Source organism: Shewanella acanthi, from assembly GCF_019457475.1.
GTDB classification, from domain to species: domain Bacteria; phylum Pseudomonadota; class Gammaproteobacteria; order Enterobacterales; family Shewanellaceae; genus Shewanella; species Shewanella acanthi.
This window is the reverse complement of the sequence record NZ_CP080413.1, coordinates 1,829,298-1,848,895: the sequence shown is the minus strand read 5'-3', so window position 1 is coordinate 1,848,895 and position 19,598 is coordinate 1,829,298. Positions and strand designations below refer to the sequence as shown.

The 19,598-nt window shown below is 47.5% G+C and carries 20 protein-coding genes; 4 read left to right on the top strand and 16 right to left on the bottom strand.

Annotation, left to right across the window (positions count from 1 at the left end):
- Nucleotides 1-200: 200 nt before the first annotated feature.
- The 13 genes from ndk to trmJ all read right to left on the bottom strand — a co-directional run bounded on the left by ndk (nucleotide 201) and on the right by trmJ (nucleotide 9,897).
- Nucleotides 201-632: a nucleoside-diphosphate kinase gene (ndk, locus tag K0H61_RS08160; protein WP_011717218.1), complete on the bottom strand. Its 432-nt coding sequence runs from the start codon at nucleotides 630-632 to the stop codon at nucleotides 201-203.
- Nucleotides 633-863: 231 nt separating this feature from the next.
- On the bottom strand, nucleotides 864-1,031 hold the full coding sequence (locus K0H61_RS08155) for a hypothetical protein (RefSeq protein WP_220052186.1): 168 nt from the start codon (nucleotides 1,029-1,031) through the stop codon (nucleotides 864-866).
- 195 nt (nucleotides 1,032-1,226) lie between these two features.
- The gene (iscX, locus tag K0H61_RS08150; RefSeq protein ID WP_220052185.1) at nucleotides 1,227-1,424 is read right to left on the bottom strand and encodes a Fe-S cluster assembly protein IscX; all 198 of its coding nucleotides are present in this window, start codon (nucleotides 1,422-1,424) and stop codon (nucleotides 1,227-1,229) included.
- A 123-nt stretch (nucleotides 1,425-1,547) separates the two neighbouring features.
- A complete protein-coding gene (gene rimK / locus K0H61_RS08145; RefSeq protein WP_220052184.1) occupies nucleotides 1,548-2,447 on the bottom strand; it encodes a 30S ribosomal protein S6--L-glutamate ligase in 900 nt (299 codons plus the stop codon).
- Nucleotides 2,448-2,603: 156 nt separating this feature from the next.
- Nucleotides 2,604-2,939 (bottom strand): ISC system 2Fe-2S type ferredoxin, encoded by a 336-nt coding sequence (gene fdx, locus K0H61_RS08140; protein ID WP_220052183.1) that lies wholly within the window; start codon nucleotides 2,937-2,939, stop codon nucleotides 2,604-2,606.
- Nucleotides 2,940-2,947: 8 nt separating this feature from the next.
- Complete coding sequence (gene hscA, locus K0H61_RS08135) at nucleotides 2,948-4,810, bottom strand: Fe-S protein assembly chaperone HscA (protein ID WP_220052182.1); 1,863 nt, start codon at nucleotides 4,808-4,810, stop codon at nucleotides 2,948-2,950.
- 64 nt (nucleotides 4,811-4,874) lie between these two features.
- On the bottom strand, nucleotides 4,875-5,399 hold the full coding sequence (gene hscB / locus K0H61_RS08130) for a co-chaperone HscB (RefSeq protein ID WP_220052181.1): 525 nt from the start codon (nucleotides 5,397-5,399) through the stop codon (nucleotides 4,875-4,877).
- 15 nt (nucleotides 5,400-5,414) lie between these two features.
- A complete protein-coding gene (gene iscA, locus K0H61_RS08125; protein WP_220052180.1) occupies nucleotides 5,415-5,738 on the bottom strand; it encodes an iron-sulfur cluster assembly protein IscA in 324 nt (107 codons plus the stop codon).
- 14 nt (nucleotides 5,739-5,752) lie between these two features.
- Complete coding sequence (iscU, locus tag K0H61_RS08120) at nucleotides 5,753-6,136, bottom strand: Fe-S cluster assembly scaffold IscU (RefSeq protein WP_220052179.1); 384 nt, start codon at nucleotides 6,134-6,136, stop codon at nucleotides 5,753-5,755.
- Between the two features lie 36 nt (nucleotides 6,137-6,172).
- Complete coding sequence (locus K0H61_RS08115; RefSeq protein ID WP_220052178.1) at nucleotides 6,173-7,387, bottom strand: IscS subfamily cysteine desulfurase; 1,215 nt, start codon at nucleotides 7,385-7,387, stop codon at nucleotides 6,173-6,175.
- A 79-nt stretch (nucleotides 7,388-7,466) separates the two neighbouring features.
- Complete coding sequence (gene iscR / locus K0H61_RS08110; protein WP_220052177.1) at nucleotides 7,467-7,928, bottom strand: Fe-S cluster assembly transcriptional regulator IscR; 462 nt, start codon at nucleotides 7,926-7,928, stop codon at nucleotides 7,467-7,469.
- A 364-nt stretch (nucleotides 7,929-8,292) separates the two neighbouring features.
- Nucleotides 8,293-9,114: a serine O-acetyltransferase gene (gene cysE, locus K0H61_RS08105; RefSeq protein WP_220052176.1), complete on the bottom strand. Its 822-nt coding sequence runs from the start codon at nucleotides 9,112-9,114 to the stop codon at nucleotides 8,293-8,295.
- 45 nt (nucleotides 9,115-9,159) lie between these two features.
- On the bottom strand, nucleotides 9,160-9,897 hold the full coding sequence (trmJ, locus tag K0H61_RS08100) for a tRNA (cytosine(32)/uridine(32)-2'-O)-methyltransferase TrmJ (protein ID WP_220052175.1): 738 nt from the start codon (nucleotides 9,895-9,897) through the stop codon (nucleotides 9,160-9,162).
- A gap of 154 nt (nucleotides 9,898-10,051) precedes the next feature.
- Here trmJ and suhB point away from each other — a divergent pair, with 154 nt between their 5' ends.
- Entirely contained in the window at nucleotides 10,052-10,855 is an 804-nt protein-coding gene (suhB, locus tag K0H61_RS08095; protein WP_220052174.1) for an inositol-1-monophosphatase, read from the top strand.
- Nucleotides 10,856-10,964: 109 nt separating this feature from the next.
- On the opposite strand, the gene lolE is transcribed toward suhB, so the two are convergent.
- The 3 genes from lolE to K0H61_RS08080 all read right to left on the bottom strand — a co-directional run bounded on the left by lolE (nucleotide 10,965) and on the right by K0H61_RS08080 (nucleotide 14,272).
- A complete protein-coding gene (lolE, locus tag K0H61_RS08090; RefSeq protein ID WP_220052173.1) occupies nucleotides 10,965-12,215 on the bottom strand; it encodes a lipoprotein-releasing ABC transporter permease subunit LolE in 1,251 nt (416 codons plus the stop codon).
- Entirely contained in the window at nucleotides 12,212-12,907 is a 696-nt protein-coding gene (gene lolD / locus K0H61_RS08085) for a lipoprotein-releasing ABC transporter ATP-binding protein LolD (RefSeq protein WP_220052172.1), read from the bottom strand. Before lolD ends, lolE begins: the two co-directional genes overlap by 4 nt.
- A gap of 132 nt (nucleotides 12,908-13,039) precedes the next feature.
- On the bottom strand, nucleotides 13,040-14,272 hold the full coding sequence (locus tag K0H61_RS08080; protein WP_220052171.1) for a lipoprotein-releasing ABC transporter permease subunit: 1,233 nt from the start codon (nucleotides 14,270-14,272) through the stop codon (nucleotides 13,040-13,042).
- A 94-nt stretch (nucleotides 14,273-14,366) separates the two neighbouring features.
- On the opposite strand from K0H61_RS08080, the gene K0H61_RS08075 reads away from it, so the two are divergent.
- From K0H61_RS08075 to K0H61_RS08065, 3 genes are all read left to right on the top strand, one after another.
- Nucleotides 14,367-14,954 carry a hypothetical protein gene (locus K0H61_RS08075; RefSeq protein ID WP_220052170.1) on the top strand — a complete coding sequence of 196 codons (588 nt, stop codon included), beginning with the start codon at nucleotides 14,367-14,369 and terminating at the stop codon, nucleotides 14,952-14,954.
- A gap of 77 nt (nucleotides 14,955-15,031) precedes the next feature.
- Nucleotides 15,032-18,517, top strand: coding sequence for a transcription-repair coupling factor (gene mfd, locus K0H61_RS08070; RefSeq protein ID WP_220052169.1), 3,486 nt, complete (start codon nucleotides 15,032-15,034; stop codon nucleotides 18,515-18,517).
- On the top strand, nucleotides 18,517-19,482 hold the full coding sequence (locus tag K0H61_RS08065; RefSeq protein ID WP_220052168.1) for a peptidoglycan binding protein CsiV: 966 nt from the start codon (nucleotides 18,517-18,519) through the stop codon (nucleotides 19,480-19,482). Before mfd ends, K0H61_RS08065 begins: the two co-directional genes overlap by 1 nt.
- The last annotated feature ends 116 nt before the right edge of the window (nucleotides 19,483-19,598 follow it).

The following is a 19,598-nucleotide window of genomic DNA, read 5'->3' as shown; positions in this document are numbered from 1 at the left end:
CTCATCGAGCGATCCTGAAATAGATATAAGGATGGGGAAATCAGATTTCAAGGAAGGTTTTTAAAATTTTTTAAACTGAGTTAAATCTTAATAAAATTAATGTGTTAGATATTCAGCTTCATTCATTAATCATAAATATTGAAATCGCAGCCAATAAAAAAGGAGCCCTTAGGCTCCCTTTTAATGACCTCATACTCGGATTAGCGAGTACGTGGGCACAGTTCTTCAGCGCTGAAGAAGTAAGCAATTTCGCGAGCAGCTGATTCTAACGCGTCAGAACCGTGAGCAGCGTTTTCGTCAATGCTTTCAGCGAAATCAGCACGGATAGTACCAGGAGCAGCTTGAGCTGGGTTAGTCGCACCTAAAATTTCGCGGTGAGCTAAAACAGCGTTTTCGCCTTCTAATACTTGAACCATGATTGGGCCAGAAGTCATGAATGCAACTAATGCACCAAAGAAACCACGCTCGCTGTGCTCAGCGTAGAAGCCTTCAGCTTGTTCTTTAGTCAGGTGTAACATTTTAGCTGCAACGATCTTCAGACCAGCAGTTTCAAAACGGTTGTAGATTGCACCGATGTGGTTTTTAGCAACTGCATCAGGCTTAATGATAGAAAATGTGCGTTCGATCGCCATAACAAGCTTCCTTTGTCAGCTAGTTTGAAAAATTCGCGCGGATTATACGAAATTTAAAATCTAAATCCTATCTCTATTGCAAATTAGTCTGCGATATTGCACACATTGGCTGGATTTATAAGCAGTTTTAGTTAGCAAAAAATCACCAGTACCGCGTATTTTACGGTACTGGTCAATCAATTTGATTAATCCACCTTGAGCGAGCACACCGCTAGGTGGAATGTCTTGGGTTTATTTTTTGTTTTTGGCCCAAATCCCTACCCAAACAACCAGTAACACTAAAACCATAGCTGGGGCAAAATCTAACAAATGATGGAATAATCCCACACCGCCGTGTCCAGAATGTGCCCAGACGAGTGAGGGTAATAAGCAACTCATTAGCGCAAACAAAAGTTTCATGGCAACGTCCTTGCATACTGTGAATAACATTAAGCCCGTAAATGCTTAAAGACTGAATAACAAGGTACGTGAATTGAGTATGGGGGAATTGATAAGGATCAACTAACAACATCAATCCCCAAGAAAGCGGGTTAAAATGTGATGATTATCACAGAATTTGACATCAAAGATAAGGTGATAGATAACTGTTTCAGTTTATTTTTCTTCAATCCAGCATTGCTGAATCGCTTCTAAAATCCGCTCATTACAGTGTTTAGGATCATCGTCAAAATCCTCCAACGCCAACACCCATTCGTAGAGTTCGGTAAAATGCAGCTTGTGGGGATCCACATCTGAGTGTTCTTCTAACAGCTCTAGGGCAATATCTAAGGAATCTATCCACTTAAGCGTCATTACCATCCCCTTTAAGGACAATCAACTGCATCAAATGAATAGAGTTTAGTCCATTACTGGCGATGCGTTTAGGCACCGCCAATAATGATAACTCAGTCACTGAAGTATCAGTCCTAGGAAAGTTTAAGCCTGAATGACCTTTTTCGCCTTGGCGGCATTTTTCTCGACGAACTCGATAATCGCACCCGCCACATCCTTAGCGGTTGCCCCTTCAATGCCCTCAAGACCTGGCGAAGAGTTGACTTCCATCACCACAGGGCCATGGTTTGAGCGCAGTAAATCCACACCCGCCACATTTAAACCCATGGTTTTCGCAGCGCGAATGGCAACTGAGCGCTCCTCTGGCGTGAGTTTGACCAAACTCGCCGTACCGCCGCGGTGGAGGTTAGAGCGAAACTCACCCGGCATTGCTTGGCGTTTCATCGCAGCAATCACCTTATCACCGAGCACAAAACAGCGAATGTCCGCACCATTGGCTTCTTTAATGTATTCCTGCACCATGATGTTGGCTTTAAGCCCCATAAAGGCTTCAATCACGCTTTCGGCCGCTTTGCGGGTTTCAGCCAGCACTACACCAATCCCCTGGGTGCCCTCAAGCAGTTTAATCACTAGCGGCGCGCCGCCGACCATATCAATCAAATCGGGTATATCGCTCGGTTTATTGGCAAAACCGGTAATAGGTAAACCAATACCGCGGCGAGACATTAACTGCATCGAGCGCAGTTTATCGCGGGAGCGGGAAATGCCGACAGAATCATTGAGCGCATACACGCCCATCATTTCGAATTGACGTAGCACCGCTGAGCCATAAAAAGTAATCGATGCGCCGATACGCGGTATAACCGCATCGAATGCCGGTAATTCTTCACCGCCAATATGAATGCTCGACTGACGCATATTGATGTTCATGTAGCATTCTAGCGGGTTGATCACTTGTACTTCGTGACCACGTAATGTCGCAGCCTCAACGATTCGCTTAGTTGAATACAGCTCTGGCCCTTGCGATAGGATCGCGATTCTCATTTTGGTCTCCGACAACCATTTTCATTTTGAGCGCATAATACGCCGGATAAGGGATAAATCAATCGCGGCGAATAGCACTTGGATATTTGCTATGCGCCAGAAATCAAAAACCAGTCACGAGGACTGGTTTTTGGTGATATAGCAAGCGTAAATCAATTAGCCTTCGCTTACCATATTCACTGTGTATTTAGGGATCTCAATCACGAGATCGCAATCCACTACTTTAGCCTGGCACGACAGACGGCTCTCAGGCTCAAGACCCCATGCCTTATCGAGCATGTCATCTTCGAGTTCATCGCTTGGTTCTAACTCGTCAAAACCTTCGCGCACGATACAGTGGCAAGTGGTACATGCACAGGATTTTTCACAGGCATGCTCAATATCGATACCGTTACGCAGCGCGACATCGAGAATGGTTTCACCAACCTTGGCTTCCAACACGGCGCCATCTGGACATAATTCCGCGTGGGGAAGAAAGACTAACTGGGGCATCACATCACCTATATGTTGTCGATTGACTGACCCTTAAAGGCCACTCGAATAGAATTGTCCATACGTTTAGCGGCGAAATCCTGAGTTTGTTCATCAAGGACTTCAATCGCCTTTTTAATTGCATCGGCATCATCGCCGCTCGCGGTTTGTGCAAGCGCGGCCATATGGACCTCAATTTGCGCACGCTCATTACTTGTCAGTAACTCGCCATCTTTTGTAAGTGCCGCATTTAATGACTCAAGTACCCTCGCCGCTTCAACTTGCTGCTCAGCAAGCATACGACGGGTAATATCATCCTTGGCATGTTTCATCGAATCCTTCAGCATAGTTGCGATTTCGGTATCCGATAAACCAAATGACGGCTTCACTTGAATGCTTGATTGCACGCCAGTGGATTTCTCCATCGCGGTCACGCTCAAAAGACCGTCGGCATCCACTTGGAAGGTCACGCGAATATGCGCAGCACCTGCCGCTAAAGGCGGAATACCTTTTAACGTAAAGCGTGCAAGCGAGCGGCAATCGTCCACTAATTCACGTTCACCCTGCACAACGTGAAAGGCCATCGCCGTTTGACCATCTTTGAAAGTGGTAAATTCTTGGGCGCGGGCCACAGGGATCGTGGTATTGCGAGAAACAACCTTCTCAACCAAACCGCCCATGGTTTCGATCCCTAAGGAAAGTGGGATCACATCGAGCAGTAATAATTCAGATTCGGGCTTATTACCGACCAAAATATCGGCTTGGATAGCCGCACCAATTGCAACCACACGGTCTGGATCGATTGAGGTTAATGGCGCCTTACCAAAGAAGGCTTCAACCTGTTCACGCACTAACGGCACACGAGTAGAACCACCTACCATGACAGTTTCGAGGACTTCATCAGAGCTTACACCCGCATCACGCAGGGTACGGCGACAGCTGGCAATGGTTTTCTTGACCAGTGCCGCGATTAATTCATTAAACTCGGCCTTTGTGACCGCATGCGTCAACACTGTACCATCGGCAAGTGTGATACGCGCCTGCGTTTCACTCGCATCTGTTAAGGCTTCTTTTACGCGGCGCGCTTCGATCAGTAACTTGCGAGCAGTTTGGGCATCCACATCGGCTAATTGCCATTTTTGCTGCAAATGCGCCTGTAATAGATGATCGAAGTCATCGCCACCTAAGGCCGAATCACCGCCCGTGGCTAACACTTCAAAGACTCCGCGGTTTAAACGCAAAATAGAAATATCGAAGGTGCCACCACCTAAATCGTAAATGGCAATCACCCCCTCTTGCTTAGTGTCTAACCCATAGGCAATAGCCGCTGCAGTCGGCTCGTTTAAGAGGCGCAGCACTTTAACACCAAGTAATGCAGCTGCATCCTTAGTACCCTGACGCTGCGCATCATCAAAATACGCAGGTACCGTAATCACCACGCCCTGTAAGTCGCCACCTAATGTTTTTTCAGCACGTTCAATAAGCGGACGCAGAATTTCGGCAGACACTTGCACCGGATTGACTTGCCCCTGCGGGGTGACAAACAGTGGCAAACCATTTTCACTGGCTTCAAACTGATACGGGAAAGATTGCTCGCCTGACTGAACGTCAGCAAGGCTGCGGCCCATGAAACGCTTAACTGAAACGATGGTATTTTGTGGATCGATAGCCGAACTCAAGGCCGCCACATTGCCCACTTCAATGCTGTCAGCGGTATAACGCACAATCGATGGCAATGAATGTTCACCCTGCTCATCGGGCAAAGTGGAGGTCACGCCACTGCGCACAGCGGCGACGAGGGAGTTAGTAGTACCTAAATCGATACCTACGGCAAGTCTATGTTGGTGCGGCGCGGCGCTTTGTCCGGGCTCAGCAATCTGCAAAAGGGCCATATTTATCCAACTTGATAGGGCCAACTCAAGCCAAAGAGTTGGCTAAATAACTGCAACGGGAAAATTAATCTAACAGAGCGTCTTCGACACGCGTCAGCTCATCGTGTAATTTTGCCATAAATTTTAGCTTGCGTACTTGATCTGCCGCTAACAAGGCATCTTCATTTGTGCCACTGCTTAATTGGGCGGTCAGAAGTTTGGTCAACTTAGCCCGGAAATCGGCAAAGGAATCATAAAGCTCATCGATGCTCTCTTGAGGAGAGTCACTATGACGGATATCTTCAAGGGCTTCGCGCCATTCCATCTGCTGCATTAAAAATGCAGTGTCTTTAACCGTGGTAGTCTCGTGACTTAAATCGATACCACGCAGTGCTAGCATATGCTCGGCTCGGCGAATGGGATCCTTTAAGGTTTGATATCCGTCATTGACCTGAGCGGTACGCTGAACCGATAACAAACGCTGTTGCTCAGTGTCATTGGCAAATTTATCGGGGTGAACCGCACGTTGCAGTTCGCGGTAGCGTTCTGCAAGCACTGCGGTGTCAATATCGAAGGCAGGGGGAAACTTAAACAGCTCGAAATAATTCATGCGTCACTTCGGCAATTAGACGGTGAAACTCTCACCGCAACCGCACTCACCTTTTGCGTTAGGATTGTTAAATTGGAAACCTTCATTCAGGCCCTCTTTAACAAAATCCAGCTCGATACCTTGGAGATAGATAAAGCTCTTTGCATCGATGATGATGTTTACACCGTCGATCTCATAGACTTCATCGTCATCGTTTAGGACATCAACAAACTCAAGCACATAAGCCATACCAGAACAACCAGACGTCTTAAGACCGAGGCGAAGGCCAATGCCCTTGCCTCGATTTGCTAAGAATGATCTGACGCGTTCAGTTGCCGCTGGGGTCATTGTAATCGCCATCTTAACTCCAGATGTTACTTAGCTTGCTTGGCTTTGTACTCGTCAATAGCTGCTTTAATGGCATCTTCTGCTAGGATTGAGCAGTGGATTTTCACCGGTGGCAAGGCTAATTCTTCAGCGATATCGGTGTTCTTGATAGCCGCTGCTTGTTCGATGGTTTTACCCTTCACCCACTCAGTCACTAGTGAGCTTGATGCGATGGCACTACCACAACCGTAGGTTTTGAATTTAGCGTCTTCGATGATGCCGTCTGCACCGATTTTCAGCTGTAACTTCATCACGTCGCCACAGGCGGGTGCACCCACCATACCGGTCACTACTGAAGGGTCGTTTTTATCGAAAGAACCAACGTTGCGTGGGTTCTCGTAATGATCAATTACTTTTTCACTGTAAGCCATGGTACTGCTCCAAAATTATCTATTGAAAATGGTTGATTAATGATGGGCCCATTGAACCTGATTCAGGTCGATGCCATCTTTGAACATCTCCCACAATGGAGACATTTCTCTTAATTTATCAATAGATTGTGTAATAGTTTCGATAGCGTGATCGATTTCTTCTTCTGTCGTGAAACGGCCGATTGAGAAACGGATTGAGCTATGTGCCATTTCATCATTCAGACCTAATGCACGTAATACGTAGCTAGGCTCAAGACTGGCTGAAGTACAGGCAGAGCCCGATGAAACCGCTAAATCTTTTAATGCCATCATCAGAGACTCACCTTCAACATAGTTGAAGCTAACGTTGAGGCTACCGCTCACACGATGAGTCATGTCACCATTCACGTAGGTCTCTTCGATGTGTTTGATGCCATTCCATAACTTGTCACGTAGCTGAGCGATACGTGCGTTATCGGTTTCCATGTCAGCCTTTGCAATCGCAGCAGCTTCACCTAAACCCACGATTTGGTGAGTCGGCAACGTACCACTGCGCATACCACGCTCATGACCACCACCGTGCATTTGCGACTCGAGGCGGATACGCGGTTTACGGCGAACATACAGGGCACCGATGCCTTTAGGGCCATACATTTTGTGGCCAGAGATAGAAATCAAGTCAACCTTAGTAGTTTGCACGTCGATAGGTAATTTACCCGCGCTTTGGGCAGCATCCATATGGAAGATAATACCTTTAGAACGGCATAACTCACCGATAGCGTCCACATCATGGATCACACCGATTTCGTTGTTCACATGCATAATGCTCACAAGGATTGTGTCATCACGCATCGCCGCTTCTAAACGTTCCATCGGAATAATGCCGTTTGATTCTGGCTCTAAATAAGTGACTTCAAAACCTTCACGCTCAAGTTGGCGACAGGTGTCGAGAACCGCTTTATGTTCGGTTTTGCTGGTGATGATGTGCTTGCCTTTCTTATTGTAGAAATGCGCTACACCTTTGATTGCTAGGTTGTTTGACTCGGTCGCGCCAGAAGTAAACACGATTTCACGGTGATCTGCATTGATAAGCTCTGCCACTTGGCTACGGGCCACATCGACGGCTTCTTCAGCCTGCCAACCGTAACGGTGAGAACGTGACGCAGGGTTACCAAAGATGCCGTCCATCGTCATGTATTGGAACATCTTATCTGCGACACGTGGGTCAACAGGCGTGGTGGCGGCATAATCTAAATAGATAGGAAGCTTCATAACACACTCCGTACTTCGCAGTCTCTGCCGAGGCTACATACAACGTACAAATAATAAATTTTATCGTATAACAAAGAGCTTATAAGCTGACTCTTTGTTCCTTTTGCATTGAGTCTTGCTTCAGCGAGATAAATTGCACATCTCGTTTCTGCATTAAGCCCGCAAGACTGATACCGTCTAAAAAATCAGAAATTTGTTTGCTTAAGTCGCCCCATAGCGAGTGCGTTAAGCAGCGAGTTCCACTCTGGCAATTACCTAATCCTTGGCAACGAGTCGCATCAACAGACTCGTCTACGGCATGAACGACCATGCCAACTGAAATATCATTAGCTTCGAGCCCTAAGCGGTAACCACCACCTGGACCACGCACACTAGCAACGAGGCCGTGCTTTCTTAACTTTGCGAAGAGTTGTTCCAGATAGGAAAGCGAAATCCCTTGTCTTTCAGAGATATCCGCTAAGGGAACCGGTCCCGAAGCCGAGTGGATAGCCACATCGAGCATTGCGGTTACTGCATAACGACCTTTAGATGTAAGTTTCATAACTACCAAATGCTCCCAAACAGGTATGTGGTTATTTCATCATACCCGAGTAAAATGGTCAACTATAAATCCTACTGATTTGCTCAAGTATTGCCTTACTTCGCCTGACAATACCCTTTCATCTTGGTGGGGTATTTAACCTTTTTCTGCCCTAAGATTCAATGCCAATGCCGCAATTAATCGGCCAAATCCCATCTATATCGAGATCTAGCGCACTATCTGGTAATCAATGAAGATGAACGATGTCAACGATGCTCAAAAGCTAGGCATAATTGGCATGTTCATAGGGAAATTAACCGATTGTCTCTATCAAAAAACACTAGAAGGAGTGGACATTAATCAAATGACCACTCCTTTTCACTAGCTAGATTTTAGGCTCAAAGCCATCATCCACATTTTGGCGTTTATCAGCAGCGGCTTTTTCAACATCATTAAACTCACCGATATCAAGCTCGGGTAAGCGCTCAGTGCAAACATCACCACCCATTCGTTGAATCGCCTGACACATTTCCTGCACCTTAGAATCCATTAAGTGCATATGATCCAGCATCTGACCGATAGCATTCGCAACAGGGTCTGGGTTATCCGGCGAAACTGCATAGGCATCAAAGCCATACTTTTTCGCCATCGCAGTACGGCGCTCGGTTTTTTCCTTCGACTGTGGTGAGGGCGTTGTCACCACGCGGCCAGGGATCCCAACCACCGTGGTGTCTTTAGGCACATCTTTTACGACAACAGAATTTGACCCGACACGCGCACCATCGTGCATGGTAATCGGACCTAAGATTTTTGCCCCAGCTCCCACAACCACGTTATTGCATAATGTTGGGTGACGCTTACCCGCCTGCCACGTTGTACCCCCTAAGGTTACACCGTGATAAAGCGTACAATCATCGCCAATTTCTGCGGTTTCCCCGATAACCACGCCCATGCCATGGTCGATAAAGAAACGATCGCCAATGGTCGCGCCAGGGTGAATTTCTACCCCAGTTAACCAGCGCGAAAAGGTTGATAAACAACGGGCTGTTAAACGCCAATCAGCTTTCCACAGCTTATGACTTATCCGGTGAAGCCAAATGGCATGCATCCCAGGATAGTTCACCAGGATCTCAAAGGCGTTTCGCGCCGCTGGATCGCGGTGATAAATAGACTCAATATCTTCTTTCAGCCTAGCAATCACACCCATATTCAATCCTTCGCAATGACCAATAATTTACTAAACAGAATTTAGCTATTGTTCTTTTTTATCAACGACTTTTTCAACTATTTTGTCAACGGATGTCAAAATACCACGCAGAATATTCATCTCTTGGCTTTCAACACGCGCTCGGCTGAAAAGGCGGCGCAGTTTTGTCATCACCTGACCTGGATGATTTTTAATGATAAATCCAGTTGAAGACAGCGTGCTTTCTAAGTGAACGAAGAAACGCTCTAAATCAGTCGCTAATGGGTACTCTTCCACTTCCTGTGGCTGCTCAGTTTGCGCTAAATGGGCTACGCGGGTTTCATAACAAATAATCTGCACAGCCTGAGCAAGGTTTAGCGAACTGTATTCAGGGTTAGCAGGGATGGCCACATGGTAGGTGCATTGCTGCAACTCTTCATTGGAAAGCCCATGATTTTCACGGCCAAATACGATGGCAACGGGGCCTTTTAAGCCTTCGGTCACTAATTTTTGTCCGGCTTCACGGGGATCCAGCATTGGCCAGTCTAAGGTACGGCTACGGGCACTGGTCGCAATCACTAAACTGCAATCGGCAATCGCATCGCTTAAGGAGTCAACTTTGACCACATGTTTTAAAATATCAGAGGCACCTGCGGCCAACGCAATGGATTGACCATCAACTTCACATCTTGGCTCAGCCAGATAAAGGGTCGATAACCCCATGGTTTTCATCGCTCTGGCAGTCGAGCCAATATTGCCGGGGTGCGATGTCCCCACTAAAATCACACGAATATTACTTAGCATGAAAAGACTTAATTTAATTCATAAAACACAGGGAGTGAATACTATCACAGGCGTCGCTGAATGCTTATATGAAAATCTGCATTTGATATAATCTGCGATTCGAGTATAATTACGCCCGCTATTTTTAACGTTCTTTAACATCCAGGGGATTGCAATGCATCCGATGCTGACGATTGCTGTTCGCGCTGCCCGCGCGGCCGGCCAAACTATTATGCGCGCCTATACAGAACTTGACCGTGTTGAGGTCAGTCCAAAAGGTATCAATGATTTTGTTACCAGTGTAGATAAGGAAGCAGAAGCGGCTATCATTTACCAAATTCGCAAATCTTACCCAGATCACACTATCGTGGGTGAAGAGAAAGGCGAAAACCGCGGTGAAAATAAAGATTATATCTGGATAGTTGATCCTCTGGATGGCACTAACAACTTCGTTAGAGGCATCCCCCACTTCGCGGTTTCTATCGCGCTACAGTACAAAGGCAAAACTGAAGTTGCCGTTGTTTACGATCCTGTACGTGAAGAACTGTTCAGCGCCGTTCGTGGTAAAGGCGCTAAGTTAAACGATTTCCGTCTCCGTGTGACCAATGTTACCGAACTGACATCAACCATTATCGGTACGGGTTTCCCATTCAAGTCTCGTCAACATACTGAGAGCTACTTAGCCATTTTCGGTGAAGTGTTCGGTCAATGTTCTGATCTGCGTCGTGCGGGTTCTGCAGCATTGGATTTAGCCTACGTTGCTGCTGGCCGTATGGACGGTTTCTTCGAATTAGGTTTAAAACCTTGGGACATTGCAGCAGGCGACTTAATCTGCCGTGAAGCAGGCGGTACTGTTACCGACTTTACTGGCGGTCATAATTACCTGATTTCAGGTAACATCGTTGCCGGTGCCCCTAAAGTAACTTCTGAGTTAGTGAAAATCATGCGTCCTTTACTGAACGAAGGTTTAAAGCGCTAATCTGAGCGATAACTCGCTAAATACAAGTTAAACATTGAAAAGGCCAGTGATAGTTAACTATCACTGGCCTTTGTTTTATCTCAGCTTCACACACTTAGCAAATAGTGGATTATCGCCCCGCTAATGCCTGAGCTGGCCCTATTTGACTTGCCTTCCACGCGGGATACAGTGTAGCAATAAGGCTCATCACAAAGGCTGTCACTATCACTAAGATGGCGTCCGTTATATGTAGCTCTGAAGGCAGAAAATCCACAAAATATACATCGGCGGATAGTAACTCAATACCAAATAATTGCTCGATGTAGCGGGCAATATTGCTTAAATTAAGTGCCAGTAAAATACCAAAACCGCCACCTAATAAGCAGCCCAATAAACCATTAAGCGCGCCCTGCACCATAAAAATGCCCATAATCGCGACGCGGCTTAAGCCCATGGTCATTAAAATCGCAATCTCACTCGCCTTATCACGCACGGCCATCACTAAGGTCGAGACAATATTAAAGCAAGCAACCCCAATCACCAGCACTAATACTAAGTACATCAAAGTACGCACTAGCTGAATATCCTGATATAAGTGGCCTTGGGTGCGAGTCCAATCACTGATATAGACCGACTGTTTTAGGGCATAACCCAGTTCACGGATTTTAGCGGGGGCATCAAACACTTGCGCCACACTAATACGAACCCCACTAACGCCATCTTTCAGATTCAAAATATCTGCTGCATAGCGCATCGGAATATAGGCCGTTGTGAGTTCTAATTCACCGCCAAGGTTGTATACACCTGACACGACAAAACGGTGACTTTTAGCGGCACGTAAATCCCCTGCTTGCTCAGGATCCAGATTCTGCACATAGAGCGACAGTGTATCGCCCACCTCGAGTCCCAGTTTGTTAAGTAGCGTCTTACCAAGGACGATATGGTTTTCATCCTCACTTAAGCTCTGCCAACTTTCTTCGCTCATAAATTGCGATAATGTTGAGACTTTGGCTTCTTGTTCAGGATCGATACCCACCACCGCAAGGCCCTGAAATCCTCCGGGCTTTTGAACTAGACCCTGCATTTTAATAAAGGGCGCGGCGGCATTAATGCCTTCAATCTGCTTAGCAATGCCTTCAACCTCAAGCCAATCGGCAATCGGCTCATTCACCCCGACCACATCAGCCTGTGAAATCACCCCTAAAAGCCGCTGCTCAAGCTCACGCTCAAAACCGTTCATCGCCGATAAGACCACAATCAGCACGGCAACACCCAACGCTATCCCCGCCGTCGATGCAAAGGAGATAAAGCTGATAAAACTATTGGATTGTCTTGCGCGGTAAAAACGCCAACCAATGGAAAGTGCTAACGGTCCTTTCATAGGGCGGCATCCGCAGCGACTTGTAGGAAGCCGTTTTTCATCGTCAGTTGTCTGTCCATGCGCGCGGCAAGTTTGGGATCGTGGGTAACCACCACAAAGGCCGTTCCCAATTGATTGGCTAATTCACGAATAAGCTCATACACGGCTTCACCGCTATTAGCATCGAGGTTTCCCGTTGGTTCGTCGGCCAATACCAGCTTGGGTTTATTGATCAGTGCTCGGGCAATGGCCACACGTTGGCGTTCGCCGCCCGACATCTCGGCAGGAATATGTGCCAAGCGGTGTGAAAGCCCGACACGCGCTAACAAAACTTTGGCATCGGCTAATACCTGTTTGCGATCTTTTCCTTGAATAAAACCAGGCATTGCGACGTTTTCAAGGGCGGTGAATTCCGGCAACAGATGATGGAATTGATAAATAAAGCCTAAATCCTGATTACGAATTTGTGCCTGACGGGCACTGCTGACCTGATAAAGGTCTTCACCCTGTAGAAACACTTTGCCTTCACTGGGTTTATCTAAGGTCCCCATAATGTGCAGTAAGGTACTCTTACCCGAGCCTGATGTTCCCACAATTGCCAACTGCTCGCCCTTAAACACCTGTAAATCCACATTGGATAACACTTGGGTCGTCACGGCGCCGTCGTGATAACTTTTACTTACCGCCTGTACTTGCAGTAATACGTCTTGCATTGAGACTCTCTCTATCAATTCTGATGTTTGTGAGTGGCGGGCACTCAACTATTCGTAACTTTTGTCACTCAGGCTTAATCGCAAAATAAAACCACTAAAGATAAATCACTATCAATTAGTCACTCTTTTTAACTATTCGTAACGCAACGCTTCGGCAGGCTGCACTCTGGCAGCGCGAAGTGCGGGATACAATGTCGCAAGCAGTGTTACCACTAAGGTGCCGATGATAATCATCGACAGCTGTGCTAATTCCAGTTTGACTGGTAACACTTGCCCTGCCCCGAGAATTGAAATCCCAAGGGATGACATAATCCCATTTAAATTCAGGGTTAGGCCGATACCCACCACAAGTCCAAGCACTAGGCCTAAAATGGCATTGAGTGAGCCCTGCACCACAAAAATCCCCATCACAGAATAAGTTCGTAGGCCTTGGGTTTTTAACACAGCTACGTCCGTGGTTTTATCGACCACCATCATCACCAGCGCCGACACAATATTAAAGGCGGCTACGGCAACAATCAGGCTCAACATCAGCGACATCATGTTCTTTTCCATCTTCACCGCGCTAAAAAGATGACCATAGGTATCGCGCCAGTCACTGGTATGCACCTTCATACCCTGCTCGGTAAAAATCTTCTGCACTGAATTTGCAAGCATCGGCGCGCTAAAGGGATCGTCTAAATAAACTCTAAGCTGATCAATCTCATCACTCTTTTGGCGCATTAACCGCCTTGCGTCTTGGTAATGGATATATGCCACAGCGCCATCGACCTGTGAGCCCATCTCAAAAATCCCCGATACCACAAATTTACGTTGACTCGGCACTGGGCCGAGTGGCGAATACACCACGCCATCGCCACTTAATAACCTTATGGTGTCACCCGGGGAGACTTTAAGGACTCGCGCCAATTCCGCCCCGAGAATAATACGGTACTGGCCGCTTTCGAGTTCATTAAATGCCCCCGAATAGGTGTGCTCTGCAACGGAAGATAAATGCGCAACTAACTCAGGAAACACGCCATACACTTGCACGGCGCGAATATTCGCGACCGATTGCACCATAGCTTGGGTGGTCACACTTGGCGCCACGCCTTGTACGCCGTTTAAGGCAGTGAGGGATTTAGCCTGAACTTTCCAATCCGCAAAAGGCACGTCGCTATAGACAGTTAACTGGGGAACCGCACCTAAAATCCGTTGTTTTAGCTGACCTTCGAGGCCATTCATCACCGAACTGACCACAATCAGCGCAGCCACACCTAAAAAAATCCCGGAAACGGCAAAAAGGGTAATAAAGGAAGCAAATGCGTTTGCTTTTCTGGCCCGCCAATAACGGTAACCAACGTAGAAAGGAAATCGAAGATCCATTGAAAGAGGGCTGCGTCCTGTGTACTGAACTTGCTAAATCATTAAGATGGGCACGATAATAGGGCTTTGAGACCTATAAATAAAGAGGCAAGCCTTGTTCAACGACAGCAATCCGTATTTTAGTGTGCCTCATACCTTCACGGCCTATCTTAGCCTTTGGGACGAAAATCAAGCGATTCCCAGTGAAACTGTCTTAAGATCAATGCAATCCCTAGGGTTACAGCTCTTAAGCGAGGTCAAAGCACTGGAGGCCAATTGTCTGCTGCAACTACGTAACTTGGACAACGAAGCTAAGGTGGTCGTCGACTTCTTAAAACTGCAATCCCGCAAGGTCGATTTAGTGCTTCAGCACGTACTCGAAAAGGAAACCCAAGAAGGCGAAAAATACACCGGCAGTCAATTTGGTGGTAGTGGCATTCGGATCATCAGTGATACCCCCATGGCACTTAACCAAACCTATAAAGTCACCCTCTTTATTCACGATGAACTGGTGGCGATTCTCTGTTTTGCCCAAGTGACTGCCTGCCAACCCGCCCCACAGGATCAACAATACCAGATCGATTTAAGCTTTAACCAAATTTTGGAGTCAGATGTCGAGCAGCTAGTAAAGGCAAGCCTTAATGTACAACAGCAACAGTTAAAACGCCGCAAACAAGCTAGGGACGAGCAGCAATCCTCCTGAGTTTTCACTGGCACCTAGGCGCTCAAGTCACTACAATGATTGCAATTCTTTGTAACCAAAACAGTTTATTCTAGCCAATGACGCACATTTCAGCCCTCACGCCGCCCGTGGTAAAAAATGGCAATCAGATGCAAACCCTGTCCTGTATTCCTGGGGTTAGCCAAGCCATCACCCTCGCAAGCCTTATTAAGCAGCATTCAGGTACCACACTCATTGTCACTAGCGATACCCCAAGTGCCTTAACGATAGAATCTGAGCTGAATTACTTACTCGCCAAAACAGCGATTAAGGTGCGGCTATTTCCGGACCGTGAAACCCTACCCTATGATAGTTTTTCACCCCATCAGGATTTGATCTCACAGCGTTTAGAAACCCTGTCACAGATTTCACAAGCCGAACACAGTGTGGTGATAGTCCCCGTCAGTACTTTGATGATGCGTCTGCCACCCAAGGCCTATTTGAGCGCTAACGTATTTGTACTTAAAAAAGGCGATAAATATCAGCTGCATGATGTGCGTCAGCATTTAACAGATACCGGTTATCACTTGGTTGAACAGGTTTATGAGCACGGCGAGTTTGCCATCCGCGGCTCAATTCTCGATATCTTCCCAACGGGCGTAAACCAGCCGCTGCGGATTGAACTCTTTGATGATGAAGTCGAAACCATTCGCCATTTCGATCCTGAAACCCAACGTTCATCAACACCTGTGGATGCTGTAAAACTATTGCCTGCTAAGGAGTTTCCGACCGACAGTGCGGCCATCGAAGGCTTTAGACAAAGATACCGTCGCCGCTTCGAGGTGATTGTAAAAGAGCCGGAATCCGTCTATCAGTTAGTGAGCCGTCATCTGATGCCTGCGGGTATCGAAAATTACCTGCCGCTGTTTTTCGATGAGGTTGCGACCCTGTTCGATTATCTGCCAAAAGAAACGCAGCTTGTTACCCTTGGGGATATTGAAAAGTCCGCCCGCAGTCATTTGCATGAAGTCGAAACCCGCTATGAAGACAGACGGGTCGATCCGCTAAGGCCGCTACTCTCCCCCAAAGAGTTGTACCTGTTAATTGAAGAGCTTTTTGCTGCCTTCAAGCCGCTGCCGCGCTATCAGCTTATTAGCCCAACAGTAGAGCAGGATCAAAGCAAGGCGGTGGTGATAGATGCGAGTCTATTACCCGATATCAGCGCTAACCATAAGCTAAAACAGCCATTAATTGCGCTGCAGGATTACGCCCTGCACGCGCCCAGGTTGCTATTTAGCGCCGAGTCCGAAGGTCGCCGCGAGGCCCTGCTCGAACTCTTAAGCAAAATTCAGTTAAAACCAACCCTATTTGCTCACTTCGATGAATTTATTCAAAGCGATGCCAAGCTAGGCCTTATCGTCTCGCCGCTGTCCCGCGGCAGTTTGCTTAACCTAGGCAAACAAACGGCAATCAGCATTATCTGTGAGACCGAGCTTTTTGGGCAGCGTATTTCACAGCAGCGCCGGCGCGAAAAACAGCGTCAGATCAGTAACGATACCCTGATCAAAAACCTAGCCGAACTAAAAGTCGGTCAGCCTATTGTTCACCTCGAGCACGGCGTCGCGCTCTACCAAGGCCTAGTCACCTTAGATACCGGCGGGATAGTTGCCGAATACCTGCAGCTCGAATATTCGGGCGGCGATAAACTCTATGTGCCTGTATCTAATCTGCACATGATCAGCCGCTACAGCGTCGGCGCCGACGGTGAAGCGCATCTTAATAAACTCGGTAACGACACTTGGGCTAAGGCGAAGAATAAAGCCATCGAAAAAATCCGCGATGTCGCCGCCGAATTGCTCGACGTGTACGCCCGCAGACAGTCGCGACCAGGCGAGAGCTGTGAAATTAACGATGAAGAATATGCCCAGTTCGCCCAAGGATTCCCCTTCGAGGAAACCGTTGATCAAGAAACCGCGATTCAAGCCGTGCTCGAAGACATGAAATCGCCAATTGCCATGGATAGACTCGTCTGTGGTGACGTTGGCTTTGGTAAAACCGAAGTGGCGATGCGCGCCGCCTTTGTGGCGGTCAATGCGGGTAAACAAGTGGTTGTTTTGGTGCCAACCACCCTACTCGCCCAGCAGCACTATGAAAACTTTAAGGACAGATTTGCCGACTGGCCTGTTGTGACTGAAGTGATGTCACGCTTTAGAACGGCCAAAGAGCAAAACCAAGTATTAAAGCAGCTTGAAGAAGGCAAAGTGGATATCGTGATTGGTACCCACAAACTGCTGCAATCTGAAGCGAAGTTTGAAAACCTCGGGCTTCTCATCATCGACGAAGAACACAGATTCGGTGTCCGTCAAAAGGAAAAGATTAAAGCGCTGCGCGCCAACGTGGATATTTTAACCCTGACGGCAACACCGATTCCCCGTACCTTAAATATGGCGATGTCGGGGATGCGCGACCTATCCATTATCGCCACCCCGCCCGCGAAGCGTTTAGCGGTGAAGACCTTTGTGCGTGAGTCCGATCCCGCCACGGTGCGCGAGGCGATCTTGAGGGAAATTCTCCGTGGTGGCCAGGTGTATTACCTGCACAACAATGTCGAAACCATCGAAAAATGCGCTCAAGACATCAGCACCTTGCTGCCAGAAGCGCGGGTGGTGGTCGCCCACGGTCAAATGCGTGAGCGGGATCTTGAGCGGGTAATGTCGGACTTTTATCATCAACGATTCAACGTCTTAGTCTGTACCACTATTATCGAAACCGGTATCGATGTCCCCAGCGCCAACACTATTATTATTGAGCGTGCCGATACCTTTGGTTTAGCGCAGTTACACCAATTGCGTGGCCGGGTAGGCCGCTCACACCATCAGGCCTATGCCTATTTGATGACGCCGCATCCTAAACGCATGACAACCGATGCCCGCAAGCGCTTAGAAGCCATCGATGCCCTTGAAGACTTAGGTGCAGGCTTTATGTTAGCGACCCAAGACTTAGAAATCCGCGGCGCAGGTGAGCTGCTCGGGGATGAACAAAGCGGCCATATTTCCAAAATCGGCTTTAGCCTCTATATGGAAATGCTGGAATCGGCCGTTAAAGCCCTCAAGCAAGGTAAAGAGCCGTCGCTGGCGCAGATGCTCAATCAGCAGTGTGAGATGGAACTGAGAATTCCGGCGCTACTGCCCGAGGACTATGTGGGTGATGTGAATATCCGTCTGTCACTCTATAAGCGTATTGCGAGTTGCGACAGCGAAGCGGCGCTCGATGAACTCAAAGTCGAACTTATTGACCGCTTTGGTCTTTTGCCCGATGCCACCAAAAACCTGATGGAAATGACCCTGTATAAACATCAGGCAACAGCGCTAGGGGCAACTAAAATTGAAGTGCATGCCAAGGGCGGCAGCATTGAATTTAGCCAAGATCATGTGGTTGATCCGGGCTTTATCATTGGATTGCTGCAAAGCCAACCACAAATCTATCGTATGGATGGGCCGAATAAGCTAAAGTTCATCTTAAACGCCGAAACGGCAAAGGACAGACTCGCGCTCGTCAAACTCTTGCTTGAACAATTATCGCAACATCGTCTTGGAGATAAATAGTGTTACGTCAACTTGCGGTTTCAATCGCTTCACTTATTGCACTTTCACACAGCTCAATTGCTCGGGCACAGACGTGGTTTGAGGTTGAAGTTTATGTTTTTGAGCGTCAAACACATTCAACCGAACAATGGCCGATGGCGCCCATTGCCACTAAAACAGAGCGGGCTCTCGATTTGATCTCCCCTGTCGTTGGCCAAGCAATCAGTACTGTGGCAACAGAGCAGCCCTGTACCTTAATTTATGATGAAAATGCCAATAGCCGCTGCGCCGAAGGAACAGGTTCAAGTAGCTCGAGCAGCTTTGGGGATCAATATGCTCCTTCAACAGCATCGAGTACTACTTACCGCTATCCCGCTAGTATTCCTTCTACAATCAGCGGTAATGGCCAAAACACTTCTGGTGCTGTGCTGCTGTCATCCAATCAGGGGCAATTTTCTAGTATTATTTCAGCCCTTTCACGGGAGCCAGGTAATCGTAGCCTGCTACACATGACATGGCAGCAACCCATGACTAGCAAAAGTGGTTCAGTGCCAATCAGACTGTTTTCAGGGCGAGACTATTCTGGCCGATACAGCTTTGATGGTCGTCAGTTGACGCAAGGGCAAGACACTAGCACGCCAATTTCCGATGGCGGCGTAGGTCAAATGCAGCCTAACGCCCCCGTGTGGCAGTTAGACGGTACAATTAATATCTATCTTAATCACTATCTGTATATCGAAACTGCCCTTAACCTGCGTAAGGAGGGCCGCAAAATGATGTCGACGCAAACAGATGACATGCCAACCAGTTACGCTGGAGCGAGTTCATCAACAACTGTAGAACCTTCGAAGGTCATGACACCCTATTTGATGTCGATTCCATTAGAACAGAACCGTAGGGTAAAAAGTGACGAGATCCATTACTTAGATCATCCCGAAATGGGAATGGTGATCCAAATTCGTAAGATGGCCCAACCAAGCATGTAATTCTCAGTTAAGCGCCTTAAAAAATGCCCAGACGCAATTTATTACGCTGGGCATTATTGTTTGAAAAGAGAGCAACAGATTTCCTAGCAATGAGTGACCGTGAGTCTAAGCACTAA

Coding starts and splice junctions, on each gene's coding strand:
- iscU (WP_220052179.1), bottom strand. CDS start 6,136: ATGGCTTACAGTGAAAAAGTAATTGATCATTACGAGAACCCACGCAAC.
- cysE (WP_220052176.1), bottom strand. CDS start 9,114: ATGGGTGTGATTGCTAGGCTGAAAGAAGATATTGAGTCTATTTATCAC.
- hscB (WP_220052181.1), bottom strand. CDS start 5,399: ATGAATTATTTCGAGCTGTTTAAGTTTCCCCCTGCCTTCGATATTGAC.
- K0H61_RS08080 (WP_220052171.1), bottom strand. CDS start 14,272: ATGGATCTTCGATTTCCTTTCTACGTTGGTTACCGTTATTGGCGGGCC.
- lolD (WP_220052172.1), bottom strand. CDS start 12,907: ATGCAAGACGTATTACTGCAAGTACAGGCGGTAAGTAAAAGTTATCAC.
- suhB (WP_220052174.1), top strand. CDS start 10,052: ATGCATCCGATGCTGACGATTGCTGTTCGCGCTGCCCGCGCGGCCGGC.
- iscR (WP_220052177.1), bottom strand. CDS start 7,928: ATGAAACTTACATCTAAAGGTCGTTATGCAGTAACCGCAATGCTCGAT.
- K0H61_RS08155 (WP_220052186.1), bottom strand. CDS start 1,031: ATGAAACTTTTGTTTGCGCTAATGAGTTGCTTATTACCCTCACTCGTC.
- iscX (WP_220052185.1), bottom strand. CDS start 1,424: ATGACGCTTAAGTGGATAGATTCCTTAGATATTGCCCTAGAGCTGTTA.
- hscA (WP_220052182.1), bottom strand. CDS start 4,810: ATGGCCCTTTTGCAGATTGCTGAGCCCGGACAAAGCGCCGCGCCGCAC.
- rimK (WP_220052184.1), bottom strand. CDS start 2,447: ATGAGAATCGCGATCCTATCGCAAGGGCCAGAGCTGTATTCAACTAAG.
- mfd (WP_220052169.1), top strand. CDS start 15,032: ATGACGCACATTTCAGCCCTCACGCCGCCCGTGGTAAAAAATGGCAAT.
- ndk (WP_011717218.1), bottom strand. CDS start 632: ATGGCGATCGAACGCACATTTTCTATCATTAAGCCTGATGCAGTTGCT.
- trmJ (WP_220052175.1), bottom strand. CDS start 9,897: ATGCTAAGTAATATTCGTGTGATTTTAGTGGGGACATCGCACCCCGGC.
- K0H61_RS08115 (WP_220052178.1), bottom strand. CDS start 7,387: ATGAAGCTTCCTATCTATTTAGATTATGCCGCCACCACGCCTGTTGAC.
- fdx (WP_220052183.1), bottom strand. CDS start 2,939: ATGCCCCAGTTAGTCTTTCTTCCCCACGCGGAATTATGTCCAGATGGC.
- lolE (WP_220052173.1), bottom strand. CDS start 12,215: ATGAAAGGACCGTTAGCACTTTCCATTGGTTGGCGTTTTTACCGCGCA.
- iscA (WP_220052180.1), bottom strand. CDS start 5,738: ATGGCGATTACAATGACCCCAGCGGCAACTGAACGCGTCAGATCATTC.